This window comes from Paraliobacillus ryukyuensis (genome assembly GCF_003315295.1).
In the GTDB taxonomy this organism is placed as follows: Bacteria; Bacillota; Bacilli; order Bacillales; family Amphibacillaceae; genus Paraliobacillus; species Paraliobacillus ryukyuensis.
On sequence record NZ_QNRI01000006.1, the window covers coordinates 1 to 15,706 of the forward strand.

Genomic DNA, 15,706 nt, shown 5'->3' on the forward strand with positions numbered 1-15,706 from the left:
AAAAAAAAAAAAATAAAAAAATTTTTTTTTGTTTTTTTTTTTTTTTTTTTTTTTTTTTTTAATGGGTTTTTTTTTTTTTTTTTTTTTTTTTTTTTTTTTTGTAGTTAACTATGAAATTAATCCGCCTAAATTAATGAATGAAACAAGAAAAAATTAACACTGTTTGAAATATAATTGTAATAAAAAAATGTCTAAAAAAATTGTATTTAGATGTTATAATAAAAAAGACTTCTTTTGATGTCTGATTATATCGAAAGAAAGAAAACTAACTTAAATAAACATACTAACTCTATGTAAAGGTGATAAATGATGATAGAAATGCAAGGCGTATATAAGACATATAAGAATGGCGTTACCGCTCTAAATGGGATTGATGTAACCATCAATCAAGGAGAATTTGTCTATGTAGTTGGACCTAGTGGTGCTGGGAAATCTACTTTTATTAAATTAATCTTTCGTGAAGTGGCCCCTTCTAAAGGAACAATCACTGTGAACGATTACGATATAGTAAACCTCAAAAGAAAACATATTCCCTATCTAAGAAGAGACATTGGTGTTGTTTACCAAGACTTTAAATTACTTCCCAAATTAACGGTTTATGAAAATGTAGCATTTGCATTAGAAGTACTCGAAGAATCCCCTAAAAATATTAGGAAACGAGTTATGGAAGTGCTTGATCAAGTAGGTTTGAAAAATAAAGCTCGTTTTATTCCAGATGAATTATCTGGTGGCGAACAACAACGTGTATCAATTGCTAGGGCGATTGCAAACCATCCCAAATTAGTAATTGCAGACGAACCTACTGGTAACTTGGACCCTGACACATCTTGGGAAATTATGAAGGTATTAGAAGAAATTAACGCAAATGGTACTACAATTCTTATGGCTACCCATAGTAAAGAAATTGTCAACACGATCAAAAAGCGCGTAATTGCAGTTGAAGATGGTATTATTGTACGCGATGAACAACGGGGGGAGTATGGCTATGAAATTTAGAACATTCAAGCGACATTTTCGAGAAGGCTCAAAAAATATATGGCGGAATAGCTGGATGACGATTGCTTCTATTGGTGCTGTTACAACCACGCTTATTCTAGTAGGTGCTTTTCTAGCATTAATGCTGAATTTAAATAATGTGGCTGGAAATTTAGAAAAAGATGTCGAGATTAAAGCACTGGTAGAGTTAACAGCTTCTGATGATGAGGTAGAAGCACTTGGAGAAGCTATCCAAGAAATTCCTGAAGTTTCTAGTGTGGAATTCTCATCCAAAGAGAAAGAATTAGAAAGTTTAATTAGCAGCATGGGGGATGAAGGCGATGCTTGGGGCTTGTATGAACAAGATAATCCACTAAATCATGCCTATATTATTAAAACGACTGATCCACAAGATGCGATGGCGGTTGCTTCAGAGATTGAAGCATTAGATCATGTGGAAAAAGTAAATTATGGACAAGATGTTGTTCAAAATCTATTTCGTTTCAATGATTATGCTAGAAATATTGGCCTTGTATTAATCTTAGCATTGGTATTTACGGCTATATTCTTAATCTCTAACACAATCAAAATTACTATTATGGCACGTAGTAAAGAAATTGGAGTCATGAAGTTGGTCGGAGCAACGAACTGGTTTATTCGCTGGCCATTCTTTGTAGAGGGACTATTGCTAGGCGTGTTAGGAAGTATCTTACCAATTGTCGTTCTATTAACTGGTTACTATTACTTATCTAATAGTACAACAGCTCTAAATCAGTTTAATTTCATTGAGTTATTACCATTTAATCCATTTGCTTGGCAGTTGGCCCTAATCGTTCTAGTGATCGGTGCAGCTATCGGAATTTGGGGAAGTGTCATGAGTGTTCGCAAGTTCTTAAAAGTATAATATAAATTTTCACATACTACATTAATAGCAAATTAGCTTCATAGGGGGAGGATACTAGATATGATTAAAAGGTTTGCGTATTTTGGTATTTTACTAGTAGTGTTGGGAGTTCTTCTACCAAGCATGAGTGTAGCGGCAGAGAGTCTATCAGAATTAGAAGATCGACTAAATGATTTGAAAGAAGATAAGAACGATGTAGAAAACGAAGCTGGGGAAGTGTCATCAGAGAAAAAAGAAACAAGTGAAAAAATAGAAAAAAATGAAGAAAAACAAGCAGAAACTGCGGATGATATTGATTCTATTAATGCCCAGTTAGAAGACACAAGAGCAAAAGTGGCAGCGAAAGAAAACGAAATTACAACTACTAGTAACCAAATTAGTGAGACAGAAGACGAAATTAAACAGACCGAAGACGAAATTAAACAGCTTAAAGAAGATATTAAAGAATTAGAGAAAAAAATTGCAGAGCGTGAAAAACTGTTAAAAAATCGTCTGCGCGCTATTCAACAAAATGGTGGAGATATCAACTACCTTGCTGTACTGATGGGAGCGCAAAACTTTGGTGATTTTGTTAACCGAGCAACAGTAGTTAATAAAATTATGGACCAAGACAAGAACATCATGGTAGCACATCAAGATGATAAAGAAGAATTAAAAACTAAAAAAGTTGCAGTAGAGGAAAAACAAAGTCAGTTAGAAGCAGATAAAGCATTATTAGAGGATACTAAAGCATCTTTAGTTGCACAAAAAGATGAACTTGATTCACTTCAAGTGCAATTAGATAATCAAGCGGATAAAAAAGAGATATTAATGGCAGAATTGGAAGAACAACATGGCCAACTAGAAGAATACAAGATGAATTTGGCTGAAGAACAAGAGACACTTAATGCCCAAGCAGCAGCTATTGAGAAGTCAATGCAACTTGTAAACCAGGACAAGCAACGCTTAGAACAGCTAGCTAAGGAAAAGAAAAAAAATAATAACAATGAAAGTTCTAGCAGTAATGAAACTAGTAATCAATCCCCAACCTTATCAAGCACTGGATTTAGTAAACCGGTTAGTGGAGGGTATATTACTGATCGTTATGGTACACGTGGTGGCACACATTACGGAATTGATATAGGCCACGCAACCGCTCGAGCTGGTGGCGATGTACCGATTTATGCAGCAGCAGATGGGGTAGTAGCTCGTTCGTACAAATCTTCAAGTTATGGAAACACGGTGTTTATTACTCATAATATAGATGGCCAAATCTATCAAACAGTATATGCACATATGAAATACACACCTAAAGTTGGTACTTTGCAAGTTGTTAAACAAGGTCAGATTATAGGTTATATTGGCAATACAGGAAGATCATTTGGCCCACATTTACACTTCGAGTTGCATAAAGGGAAATGGAATATTAATAAATCAAACAGTGTAAATCCATTAAGCTATTTTTCTATGTAAATAATTTGTAAGCATGGTTTGAATACAAAACGCATACTATAGAAAAGGCATCACAAATATATTGTGGTGCCTTTTTCTAGCATACATATGGTACAATATGTGAAGACGAAATTAGAAATTTGATTGAGGTGGAATACGTGCAAATGAGAAAAAGTTATCTCGCAATCATGTTAGTTGTTGCACTACTGATCGGAGCTGGGAGTACTTATGTTGTGATGCAAGCAGTTCAGCCAACAGTATCTAGTGAAGAAAATGAGCGTTCAACTAATTTTGCAGATTTACCTGAAGATGAACAACAAGCCATTATAAGTGATGCTGGTGACTCAGCAACTTTATCAAAGGTGATGCAAGCGTATAATGTGATTCAGGACAATTATTTAAAAGAAATGGACAAGGATACATTGATAGAAGGCGCTGTGCAAGGCATGCTAGAAACATTAGAAGATCCTTATAGTGTTTATATGGATGCTGAAACAGTGGAAGAATTCAATCAACAAATCGAGTCGTCTTTTGAAGGAATTGGTGCTGAGGTAAGTATGGTAGAAGGAAAAGTAACCATCATTGCACCGATTAAAGATTCACCAGCAGAAGAAGCCGGTTTAAAACCGAATGATCAAATCTTAAAAGTTAATGATGAAAGTGTAGAAGGTTTAGATCTATATGAAGCTGTATCTAAAATTCGTGGTGAAGAAGGGACCACAGTAACGTTAGAAATTGAACGGCCAGGCGTATCAGATCACTTAACAGTTGACTTAGTACGTGATGATATCCCTTTAGAGACAGTTTACAGTGAAACAACTGAAGTGGATGGGAAAAAGGAAGGTATTATTGAAATCACTTCTTTCTCAGAAGGGACCGCAGATCGCTTTAAAGAAGAGTTAACTTCCTTAGAAAAACAAGGAATTGAAGGACTTGTGATTGATGTTCGAGGAAACCCAGGTGGGTTATTAACTTCCGTTCAAGATATTCTGAAAAATTTTGTAACAAAAGATCAACCCTACATGCAAATTGAAAACGGGGATGGGAAGAAAGAACGTTATGTATCTAATCTCGAACAAGGAAAAGATTATCCGATAACCGTACTTGTTAATGAAGGAAGTGCTTCAGCTTCAGAGATTTTAGCAGTTTCATTAAAAGAAGCTGCAAATGCAGAAGTAGTAGGTGTAACAAGTTACGGAAAAGGTACTGTTCAACAGACTATTCCGATGGGGGATGGCAGTACGATTAAATTGACTCTATACAAATGGTTATCACCAAAAGGAAATTGGATTCATGAAAAAGGAGTTAAACCAACGATTGAAGTAGAGCAACCAGCTTATTTTTATGCAAATCCAATTCAAGTAGAAAAGTCATTCACCTATAACGACAGTAATGATAACATTGGAAATGCCCAAGTGATGTTAGAAGGTTTGGGTTATGAACCAGCAAGAGAAGATGGTTATTTTAGTAAAGAGACGCAGACAGCAATTAAACAATTCCAATCTGATAATGATCTAAAGGCTAATGGAGAATTAAACAAAGAAACGGCTGAGTTAATTCAAACAAAAGTGATCGAAAAAATTCAAAAAGGAAAAGACGATCTGCAAAAACAAGCTGCATTAGAATCATTAGTTGATTAGTAACAGACGTGAGGAGAGTTATTTTTTAATAATCTCATTCCACTATTTTTTTCAAATAAGCAGGAAATACGCTATATATATCGAATAAAAACAAAGTAGAAATCTATGTATGACATCATTAATGGGGAGAGTGGAAGAAATGGAAGTGTGGATAACAGAAATAGTAAAAGGGATTGGTAGGTTCTTTTTTAATCCACTTTTCTACTGGTTCTTTTTTATCGTGTTCTTAGCTTCCATTGCTCGAATCAAAAAAGAAAGAAAAATGTTTGGGTCAAAAATATATGATGTATTTGATGAAATCCGTTTCACATGGGGGTCTGCCCTTTTATTTGGTTTCATCCTTTCAATTATAGCTTTTGGATTAGGGGTTACTTTTTCCTATAGTATGGTAGGAGTACTAGCGTTATTGACTATCTTGCTTTCCATAACTCGATCGTTTATGAGACTTTCTCCAGCATATACATTCGGTCTTGCCTATTTATTATTGTTACTTGCACCGTACTATGAAGACTATCTTCCTTTCAACATAAGCATGGAATTGACAAATTTACAGTGGGTGATTTTCACTACTGCAATGGGGATTTTTCTATTATATGAAGCGTACTTCATTTCTCGTATGCACAATGATGCATCTTATCCTGAACGTATGCAAGGTTCGCGGGGAAAAGTTATCGGGCAGCATAGAATTAAAAAAGCCAGTCTTATTCCGGTAGTAACACTTCTTCCGCTAGGTGATCTTACAAGTTTTATGGATTGGTGGCCGATAATTCCTTTAGGTAATGACGAATTTGGTTTAATCTGTTTCCCAATCGTCATTGGTTTTGAACACTATGTACGTGGAATGATTCCTTATAAAGCATTACAAGGCTATGCACAATCTTTACTGATACTGGGGTTTGTAGTGATGGGGGTAGCGATAACTGGGTATTACTTGCCAATTCTTACGTTGATTAGTGTTGTTATCGCACTTGTAGGTCGCGAAACGCTTTCTTTTCGATTTCGTATGAACGATCGACAAAAGAATCCTTACTTCACACCTCAAGCAGAAGGAATGATGGTGTTAGGTGTGATTCCTGGAACCCCGGCACAAGAAATAGGATTACTAGCTGGTGAAAAAATTATGAAAGTGAATGCACGTCCTGTCAATTCGGAGCAAGAATTTTACGAAGCGTTACAAGCAAACCGCACATATTGCAAGTTAGATGTCTTGGATGAACGTGGAGAAATACGATTTGTACAACGTGCGATGTATCAAGGGGAACATCATGAATTGGGTGTACTTTTTTGTAATCAATATGCTTTTTACGGAGAGAAAGTAAAATCTGAATAACATTTGCAATAAAAATGTAATGTAACACCATGAAATATACACACTTTTTTTAGTAGCAAGTGCTATACTGTCATTAAGATGATTAAGCTACATAAGAAAGGTGAAAATAATGAATGCTCTTGAAAAGCAGTTTCATGAATGGAAAAACCATTTGTTAGTCTACAAATTTGCATTAGATGAAATTAATACGAAGTTAAGTATTTTAAGTGAAGAATTTGAGTTTATGCACAACCATAATCCGATGGAACATATCAAATCAAGGTTAAAAGAGCCAACTAGCATAATGAGTAAACTCAAGCGAAAGGGATTAGCACTTACGGTCGAAAACGCCAAGAGGTACGTGTTAGATATTGCAGGTGTTCGAGTGACTTGTTCATTTGTTGCTGACATTTATAAAGTGCATGACATGTTATGTCAGCAAGATGATATTCAAGTGCTAAAAGTAAAAGATTATATTCATGAGCCAAAACCAAACGGTTATCGTAGTTTTCATTTAATTGTTGAAGTTCCTGTTTTTTTAGCTGATCATACTGAACGCGTTCCTGTTGAAATACAAATTCGCACGATTGCAATGGACACGTGGGCAAGTTTAGAGCATAAGATTTTTTATAAATTTGAACAAGCAATTCCACAAGAACTATTGCATGAGTTAAAGCAGGCTGCTGATACGGTAAAAGCACTAGATGATAAAATGGAACATATACATTATGAAGTAGATCAAATAAAACATAAAAGAAGAGCAGTATTAGAAGAAATAAGCCAAGACTAAGGTCTTGGCTTATTTCTATGTATTAGCTTTAACAGGTACGTAGCGATGCTAGCTATCTAAAGTTAAACTGTGATTAAATCTTAAATTTCCCGGGAAATATGTAAATGGTTTATCTTTTCTTGAGCGGGGAATTTATTATAAGAATATGAATATGGAAGAGGTATGAATATGGAACGTGTAGCTGTCATATTAAATCCTTTAGCTGGAAACGGAAAACTTAATAATATAAAGGATCAAGTAGAACGTATTTTGGAGGATACTTTTTCAGAAGTTACCATCTATCAAACGACTGACGCTGGAGATGGAGCTACTTATGTTAAGCAAGTTGCTAATCAAGTTGACTTAATAGTTGCAGCAGGAGGGGATGGTACAATACATGAAGTGATTAATGCATTAGCTCCACTTCCTGCGCGTCCTGCTTTTGCAATTATTCCAGGTGGAACAAGTAATGATTTTTCAAGAGAGATCGGGATGCTGCAACAACCGTTAAAAGCTGCCCAGCAAATTACCAATAAAAAAACAAAATGGATTGATGTTGGGCAAAGTAATGATCATTATTTCTTGAATTTTTGGGGCATTGGATTAATCACACAAGTTTCAGAAACGGTAGATAACAATTCTAAACAGAATATGGGGCGATTAGCTTATTATTTACGCACCATCCAAACCTTAGGAAAACGTCGTTCGTTTCATATCGATTTATCTACACCGGATTACGAAATTACAGATGACGCTGTAATGGTAATTGTGGGCAATGGAAGTTATACTGGTGGGATTCGAGCGTTTTTTCCAGAAGCAAATATTGAAGATGGCTTGTTAGATGTATTAATTATAAAAGAGGCTTCTTTGCAAGCTTTTTGGTCAATGCTACAATCTAGAGTTGGTATAGAGGACGGATATCCAGAAGGAATTATTGCATTACAAGCAAGTGAAATACGAATAGATGCAACGCCAAAACAAGCAATTGATTGTGATGGAGAAAGAGGTAGTGTAACACCATCAACAATAAGTGTTTTACCAAAACATATCGAAATGGTCATCGGATAGTTAGAGCGTAGACCTATGATTCAACAACAATGGTTAGTAAAAAAAGAAAATTTAATAAAGGTATCAAAAAAAGCGAACAATATTTCAGTAATGTTCGCTTTTTAATTTAAATAAAATTTTAATGCTCATTTGCTTTATCGATCAAACTGTAGTAAATCTCGCAATTCTGTTTCCGAAAGATTAGATAACAGACTTTCGCCGGGTTGAATAATTTGGTCGACTAAAGCTCTTTTTTTCTGTTGAAGTTGAAAAATTTTCTCTTCTATCGTTCCTTCAGTAATTAACCGAATGACTTGTACGACATTTTTTTGTCCGATACGGTGTGCCCGTCCAGCCGCTTGTGCTTCAATAGCTGGATTCCACCACAGATCAAATAGAATAACCGTGTCGGCTCCTGTTAAATTTAATCCTGTACCCCCAGCTTTGAGTGAAATTAAGAAGATTTCTTTCTCGTCATTATTGAATGCTTCCGCCATTTCCACTCGTTGTTCGGAAGGTGTTTGCCCGTCTAGGTAATAGAATTGATACCCCTGTTGTTCAAAGGCATCTCCTATCAACTTTAGCATGGTAGAAAACTGTGAGAAAATCAACAGTCTTTTTCCAGATGCTCTTAAATCAGCAACTAACTCCAATAAGTATTCCATTTTACCCGATTTTCCATGATAGTTTTCCAAGAACAGACTTGGGTGGCAACAAATTTGCCGTAAACGAGTTAACCCTGCTAGAATTTCTAACTTGCCTTTTTCAAAACCTTTTGTGGCAATTGTTTCCGAAATCTGCAATTGCATCTTCTCGACATAGGTTAAATAAATTTGTTTCTGTAATTTCGTCAGTTCAGCATATTGTTCTGTTTCAATTTTTTCTGGTAGTTCACTCAATACATCTTGTTTTAGTCTTCGTAAAATAAATGGTCGTGTAATCGTCGAAATATACGCCGGCTCCAATTGACTAAAATGCTTTTTCGTTCCTAAAAAACCAGGTATGAGCGATTCAAAAATTGACCATAGTTCATCTAAGTTATTTTCGATTGGAGTTCCACTTAAAGCAAACCGATGTGTTGCTTTTACTGCTTGTACCGATTTAGCTGTTAACGTCAAATGGTTTTTAATTGCTTGTGCTTCATCTAAAATCAAGGCATCAAAGAAAAAGTTATGATATAAGTCATTATCTTTTCGAATTAGGGGATAAGAAGTAATATAAATATCCGTTTGATCTTGTTCTTCGATTAATTTTTGACGCTGTTGCTTTGAACCGATGATTATTTTAGAAGAAAGGGTTGGTGCAAATTTATCTATTTCTTTCTTCCAATTATATACAAGCGAGGCTGGAGCAACGACTAGTGCACGATAATCATTCGTTTGTGCTTCTTTTTCACTCAATAGATAACTAATCGTTTGAACCGTTTTTCCAAGTCCCATATCATCTGCTAAGATACCACCTAATTGATAGTGAGAAAGTGTTTTGAACCATTGAAAGCCCACCAATTGGTAATCTCGCAAATCAGCCTGTAACGTAGTTGGTAAGGTGAAATTCAAGTTTTCTGGTTGTTTCAATGCAGTAAGCAACTGGGTAAAGGTCTCTTGATAGTTAGCGGTATCAGCAGGGAATAAATCCTCTAATTGAAAGCTGTTAGCTGCAGAAACTTGAACTTGCCCATTAAGTACATCTTGTTTGGATAACTGCAGTTGTTCTACAAAGGATTGAAAAGAATGAAAAGAATCATTTTCTAACGATACTAATGGGCCATCAGGTAAACGTACAAATCGTTTCTTTTCAACGACTGCTTCTAACAAATGTGCAATATCCTTCGTTGAGATACCTTCCACATCAAAGCTAACGTCAAGCATCCCAAAACGTCTATTTAACCCAATATTGGGTGTAAGATTTGGTTTGGAGTCTCCTAATAGGGAACGACTAGCTTCGGTGAAATAAATTGTCGCATACTGGCGTAAGTCAGCTACTTTTTCATGTAAAAATTGATAAATACTTTCATTATTAAATAGTTGAAATCTTCCATTTAAATAATAGAATCCGGCATGTTCTAAGAAGTTTAAAATGAATTGCTCTTTTTCCGCATCTCGTTTAATCACAACCTGTTGTTGGTCATAACTTTCATAAGGATAGAGTTTATATTCCCCATATTGAAAAACAACGTTTGCGATTAGCACATCATCTGCTTCGTCTAAATAGACATAAGGTTCAAGTGCTAGTTCTTTTACCAAATCTGCTGTTTGCCTGGTATAATTGATCTCACCGATTTCACTTAATTGCGGTACCACATTAGCGATAAAAGGTTCCATATGTTCATGGGCAATCCGATAGACAGGCTGTTTACGATAGGGTAATACGGCATGAATTTGATCAATAATCTGTCTTTGTTTCTCAGAGAGCTTGTAAAATGTACTTCTCTCTTGTAAAAGTCCATATTGCTCAAGATAAGTATATTGAAATAAAGAAGCCATATTAATTGAAAAACCATTTTTCCCTGTCTGATCGACTTCAAATGTTAATTCGGGTATGGCATGTTTAATCGTAAAAGCCCCATAGGTTTGATTCGTTGCTGAAATGAATTGATGCTTACGAATACTTATTTGGTCTAATAGAGCATGTGCAAGATTAGGTGTTAGTACAAGGCTGCGCTTCTCAGCCATTTGATACGCTGATTCAAATAATCGTTCATTCTGAAGACAGCTATTTAATTGTTCGATAATCTTAATGTCTGCGGCATCAAAATAATGTGTTTTTGGATCATACGTGAGCGTCCCCGTTACGGCATAAGGTTGTTCATTTTTAACATACGTAAGAAATGCGCGAATATCTTTCACAATATAAGCTTTGGAAGTACCAATACGCAGCTCAACTTCTAATGAATCTAGCTTTTGTTGCCATTGTTTTTTATGCTGAACCGTGTACTCGACCTGCATTAATTCACGTTCTAACGCATGAGCGCGGTTTGCTTGATTAAATGCATCTAGTAATCTTAATGTAAATGGATCACTAGACGCCTTGCCCTCCTCCATCCGCTGATCAATGGGTTGTACGTCAATTGTAGAGCGTTTATTGTTGCCATGGCGACTAATTGCTAATAAGACTGCGGCAATGTGTTTACAAGTGAAGTGCGTATGATATGCTGGACAGTCACACTTTGCTTCTAGTTCATCATCTTCAAAGAAAAAAATTCGAACGGTGTAGTTATAGGCTCCCCGAACCTCAGCAGTCCACGTATTAATGTTTTGATTATATGTTAACCCGACCACTTTGTTCTTTTTAAAATACTCATAGCCTCTTTTAAAAAAACGTTGACCGGTAATGTTGATAATATCTTGTTTATCTAAATAAAAGCTTCGCATATTATTTCCTCGCCTTAATGATTAAAATTGTGTATCCTTTTATTATATCAAAAGATTTGAAAAACAAAACGAGTACAATGATTGATTTTTTAGATAAAAATGAACTGTTTATACGCTATTATTCCACTTGCGTTTTTGAGTTTTGGTCAACTACTTAAGATAAGTAGTTGACTTTAGCTTTGGAGTCATGCTATTTTTACTATCGTGATATAACAAATTAGATACGTTTGCATAAAAATATAGAATAACAGTATTCATTAAATTTTATAAATTTATTTTCTGTGTTAGATGATAGAAAGTAATGGATGAAAAATTTAAATTGAAGGAGCAATATACCGATGTAAACAGTCCCCTTACCCCAATTTAGAAGCGTGACATAATTTAATGAGACGTTCAAAAAAAGCAAGCAAAACATGTAGAACTTTTCTGGATTTTTGCCTTATTTTTTGGACACGTACTAATGAGAGAGGGATTGAGAGAATGCATATTGCAGAAGAAGTACAAAAACGTAAAACATTTGCGATTATTTCGCACCCCGATGCAGGGAAAACAACCTTAACGGAAAAGCTGTTACTACAAGGGAATTTAATTCGTTCAGCAGGGACGGTTAAAGGAAAAAAATCTGGCAAATTTGCCACATCAGATTGGATGGAAATAGAGAAACAACGTGGAATTTCTGTTACTTCTAGTGTGATGAATTTTCCGTATAAAGATTATAAAGTGAATATTTTGGATACACCAGGGCATGAGGATTTTAGTGAGGATACCTATCGCACATTAACGGCAGTCGATAGTGTGGTGATGATTATCGATGCAACCAAAGGAATTGAAGCTCAAACGATTAAACTGTTTAAAGTTTGTAAAATGCGTGGTATACCGATTTTTACCTTTATCAATAAGATGGATCGAGAAGGTCGTGAACCTTTAGCGCTTCTAGAACAAATTGAAGAGGTACTAGATATTGAAACATATCCAATGAATTGGCCAGTTGGCATGGGGAAACGTTTTTTAGGAATCTTTGATCGTCATCAAAAACAGTTTGTCAAATTTAATGGCAATGAAGCAGAATCGTATATTCCATATGATGAATTACAACAGGCTGAACATCAAGATTTAGTACAAAATGCAACTTTTCAAGAGACCGAAGAGGAATTGGAATTGTTAGACGAAGCTGGAGATAATTTTTCATTAGAATCTGTATTGCGTGGAGATCAAACGCCAGTATTCTTTGGTAGTGCACTCGCACCATTTGGTGTACAAACGTTCTTTGACACCTTTATTGATATGGCGCCAAATCCAAATCCAAGAAAAACAACCGAAGGCTTAGTTCAACCAGAGAAAGAAGAATTTTCAGGATTTATCTTTAAAATACAAGCCAATATGAACCCCTCCCACCGTGATCGTGTGGCCTTTTTACGCGTGTGTTCAGGAAAATTTGAACGTGGTATGAGTGTGCATTTAGCGCGGACTGGTAAAACCATTAAGTTGTCACAAACGCAACAATTCGTTGCATCTTCTCGTGATACAGTAGAAGAAGCCTATCCAGGGGACATCATAGGTATTTATGATCCGAATGCCTATCGAATTGGTGATACATTAATTGAAGGCAAAGAAAAATTCGCCTATGATGAATTACCACAGTTTCCTCCTGAGCTATTTAAACGAGTGACGGCTAAAAATGTAATGAAATCAAAGCAATTTAAGAAAGGCTTAGAACAACTCGTTCAAGAAGGTGCCATTCAATTATTTACGGCTTACCCAATGGAAAGTTACATTATTGGCGCTGTAGGTGAATTACAGTACCAAGTATTTGAACATCGAATGAGAAATGAGTATAATGTAGAAATAGTCTTAGAGTCTATCGGTGAACGGATTCCAAGATGGCTAGATGAAGAAAAAGTTGATACCACATTATTTGATGAAAGAAATCTGCTAGTAAAAGACCGAGAAGGCGCATTTTTAGTACTATTTAAAAATGATTTTGCACTTCGTTGGTTCCAAGATAAACATAAGGATATGAAATTAATTGATCTATTTGAGGTCAATCAATATGATCAGTCCTATCAATAATAATAGATAAGAAAGCTTGAGAGTAACGACTCTCAAGCTTTTTCGCACACTAAGATAATACAATAGTACGTGTAGGTATAGGGATTGTTAGTCAAAAATCTTAGTTTACCAAATTCCAAATGATAAGAATATTTGTTCGCTTTTTGTTTGATTTATAGTATAATGTGGTAGTATAGAAAGGTGATAGAAGAACGGAGGATCGATATGGCTGAACAATTTGAATTAAAGTCGAACTATAGCCCTCAAGGGGATCAACCTCAAGCAATTAAAGAGCTGGTTAGCGGGATCAACTCGGGAAAACGTGCCCAAACACTATTAGGTGCTACTGGAACAGGGAAGACATTTACTATGTCTAATGTGATTACCGAAGTGAACAAACCAACATTAGTAATAGCCCATAACAAAACATTAGCAGGCCAATTATATAGCGAATTCAAAGAATTTTTTCCTAATAATGCAGTTGAGTATTTTGTTAGTTATTATGATTATTATCAGCCAGAAGCTTATGTACCGTCCACCGATACCTTTATCGAAAAAGATGCGAGTATTAATGATGAAATAGATAAATTGCGACACTCGGCAACATCGGCTTTATTTGAACGAAGTGACGTCCTGATTGTGTCCAGTGTGTCTTGTATTTATGGTTTAGGTTCACCAGAAGAATATCGCAATCAAGTACTTTCATTACGTGTAGGTATGGAAAAAGATCGGGATGAACTCTTACGAAATTTAGTAGATATTCAATATGCCCGTAATGATATTGATTTCCAACGTGGTACGTTCCGTGTCCGTGGGGATTCAGTTGAAATTATTCCTGCATCACGAGAAGAGCACTGTGTACGCGTTGAATTTTTTGGCGATGAAATTGACCGCATTCGTGAAGTGGACGCTTTAACAGGAGAAATTATTGGTGATCGTGAACATATTGCTATTTTCCCTGCTTCTCACTTTGTAACAGGAGAAGAAAAATTAAAAATAGCGATGAAGAATATTGAAAAAGAATTAGAAGAACAGTTAGCTTATTTTAAAGAGAATAATAAATTATTAGAAGCACAACGTATCGAACAGCGCACCCGCTATGACTTAGAGATGATGGCGGAAATGGGGTTCTGTTCGGGGATTGAAAACTATTCCAGACATTTAACCTTACGAGAAGCGGGTTCTACCCCATATACGTTAATTGATTATTTTCCAGATGATTTTATGATCGTAATTGATGAGTCCCACGTAACATTGCCGCAAGTTCGAGGAATGTTTAATGGAGATAAAGCGCGTAAGCAGGTATTAGTCGATCATGGTTTTCGTCTGCCTTCTGCACTAGATAACCGACCACTTACCTTTACTGAATTTGAGGAAAAAGCAAATCAGTTTGTTTTCGTATCTGCTACTCCAGGACCATATGAACTAGAACATACACCAAAAATGACAGAACAAATTATTCGACCAACAGGTTTGTTGGATCCACCGGTAGAGGTCCGTCCAATTGATGGGCAAATTGATGACTTAATTGGGGAAATAAATAAACGAACGAAGCAAAATGAACGGGTATTGATCACGACATTAACGAAAAAAATGTCTGAAGATCTAACCGATTATTTAAAGGAAATTGGGATAAAAGTAGCTTATTTACATTCGGAAATAAAAACGCTAGAGCGGATAGAAGTGATTCGAGACTTGCGTGTCGGTAAGTATGATGTATTAGTAGGAATTAACCTTTTAAGAGAGGGATTAGATATTCCAGAAGTATCACTTGTAGCAATTCTAGATGCCGATAAAGAAGGGTTTCTACGTTCAGAACGATCACTGATTCAAACGATGGGGCGTGCAGCTCGTAATGAACATGGTCAAGTCATTATGTATGCAGACCGAATGACTGATTCCATGCAACGAGCAATCGAGGAAACTGAACGACGTCGCGAAAAACAACAAGCATACAATGAGAAATACAATATCACGCCAACTACGATTAAAAAAGATGTACGGGATGTCATTAAAGCTACAATGGCAGCAGAAGAATCTGAATCGTATGAAGAAGCACCGAAATTAAGTAAGATGACGAAGAAAGAAAAAGAGAAAATGATTGACCAAATGGAACAAGAAATGAAGCAAGCAGCAAGAGACTTGAACTTCGAAAAAGCTGCTGAGCTACGCGATTTAGTATTAGAACTAAAAGCGGAAGGATGACGAAAT

Annotated in this window: 10 protein-coding genes; 9 read left to right on the top strand and 1 reads right to left on the bottom strand. The window is 35.8% G+C overall.

What is annotated here, in order from left to right; genetic code table 11:
* Positions 1–309: 309 nt before the first annotated feature.
* From ftsE to DES48_RS09700, 7 genes are all read left to right on the top strand, one after another.
* The gene (ftsE, locus tag DES48_RS09670; RefSeq protein WP_079710823.1) at positions 310–996 is read left to right on the top strand and encodes a cell division ATP-binding protein FtsE; all 687 of its coding nucleotides are present in this window, start codon (positions 310–312) and stop codon (positions 994–996) included.
* Positions 986–1,879 (top strand): permease-like cell division protein FtsX, encoded by an 894-nt coding sequence (gene ftsX, locus DES48_RS09675; RefSeq protein ID WP_113868822.1) that lies wholly within the window; start codon positions 986–988, stop codon positions 1,877–1,879. The genes ftsE and ftsX overlap by 11 nt, the downstream gene beginning before the upstream one ends.
* Positions 1,880–1,939: 60 nt before the next feature.
* Positions 1,940–3,331 (top strand): murein hydrolase activator EnvC family protein, encoded by a 1,392-nt coding sequence (locus DES48_RS09680; RefSeq protein WP_245911366.1) that lies wholly within the window; start codon positions 1,940–1,942, stop codon positions 3,329–3,331.
* 143 nt (positions 3,332–3,474) lie between these two features.
* The gene (locus DES48_RS09685; RefSeq protein WP_113868824.1) at positions 3,475–4,950 is read left to right on the top strand and encodes a S41 family peptidase; all 1,476 of its coding nucleotides are present in this window, start codon (positions 3,475–3,477) and stop codon (positions 4,948–4,950) included.
* Positions 4,951–5,059: 109 nt separating this feature from the next.
* Entirely contained in the window at positions 5,060–6,280 is a 1,221-nt protein-coding gene (locus DES48_RS09690) for a PDZ domain-containing protein (protein ID WP_147232400.1), read from the top strand.
* A 109-nt stretch (positions 6,281–6,389) separates the two neighbouring features.
* Complete coding sequence (locus DES48_RS09695; RefSeq protein ID WP_079710827.1) at positions 6,390–7,049, top strand: GTP pyrophosphokinase; 660 nt, start codon at positions 6,390–6,392, stop codon at positions 7,047–7,049.
* A gap of 168 nt (positions 7,050–7,217) precedes the next feature.
* On the top strand, positions 7,218–8,096 hold the full coding sequence (locus tag DES48_RS09700; RefSeq protein ID WP_113868828.1) for a diacylglycerol/lipid kinase family protein: 879 nt from the start codon (positions 7,218–7,220) through the stop codon (positions 8,094–8,096).
* 134 nt (positions 8,097–8,230) lie between these two features.
* Here the strand turns inward: DES48_RS09700 and DES48_RS09705 are convergent, their stop codons facing one another.
* Positions 8,231–11,446, bottom strand: a complete 3,216-nt coding sequence (locus DES48_RS09705; RefSeq protein ID WP_113868830.1) for a DEAD/DEAH box helicase — start codon at positions 11,444–11,446, stop codon at positions 8,231–8,233.
* Between the two features lie 480 nt (positions 11,447–11,926).
* Here DES48_RS09705 and DES48_RS09710 point away from each other — a divergent pair, with 480 nt between their 5' ends.
* Entirely contained in the window at positions 11,927–13,516 is a 1,590-nt protein-coding gene (locus DES48_RS09710) for a peptide chain release factor 3 (protein ID WP_113868832.1), read from the top strand.
* Positions 13,517–13,720: 204 nt separating this feature from the next.
* Positions 13,721–15,700: an excinuclease ABC subunit UvrB gene (uvrB, locus tag DES48_RS09715; protein ID WP_079710831.1), complete on the top strand. Its 1,980-nt coding sequence runs from the start codon at positions 13,721–13,723 to the stop codon at positions 15,698–15,700.
* Positions 15,701–15,706 lie beyond the last annotated feature (6 nt).

What these genes read in the sequence shown, in the direction of transcription:
- ftsE (WP_079710823.1), top strand. Translation starts at nt 310, where the DNA reads ATGATAGAAATGCAAGGCGTATATAAGACATATAAGAATGGCGTTACC.
- ftsX (WP_113868822.1), top strand. Translation starts at nt 986, where the DNA reads ATGAAATTTAGAACATTCAAGCGACATTTTCGAGAAGGCTCAAAAAAT.
- DES48_RS09680 (WP_245911366.1), top strand. Translation starts at nt 1,940, where the DNA reads ATGATTAAAAGGTTTGCGTATTTTGGTATTTTACTAGTAGTGTTGGGA.
- DES48_RS09685 (WP_113868824.1), top strand. Translation starts at nt 3,475, where the DNA reads ATGAGAAAAAGTTATCTCGCAATCATGTTAGTTGTTGCACTACTGATC.
- DES48_RS09690 (WP_147232400.1), top strand. Translation starts at nt 5,060, where the DNA reads ATGACATCATTAATGGGGAGAGTGGAAGAAATGGAAGTGTGGATAACA.
- DES48_RS09695 (WP_079710827.1), top strand. Translation starts at nt 6,390, where the DNA reads ATGAATGCTCTTGAAAAGCAGTTTCATGAATGGAAAAACCATTTGTTA.
- DES48_RS09700 (WP_113868828.1), top strand. Translation starts at nt 7,218, where the DNA reads ATGGAACGTGTAGCTGTCATATTAAATCCTTTAGCTGGAAACGGAAAA.
- DES48_RS09705 (WP_113868830.1), bottom strand. Translation starts at nt 11,446, where the DNA reads ATGCGAAGCTTTTATTTAGATAAACAAGATATTATCAACATTACCGGT.
- DES48_RS09710 (WP_113868832.1), top strand. Translation starts at nt 11,927, where the DNA reads ATGCATATTGCAGAAGAAGTACAAAAACGTAAAACATTTGCGATTATT.
- uvrB (WP_079710831.1), top strand. Translation starts at nt 13,721, where the DNA reads ATGGCTGAACAATTTGAATTAAAGTCGAACTATAGCCCTCAAGGGGAT.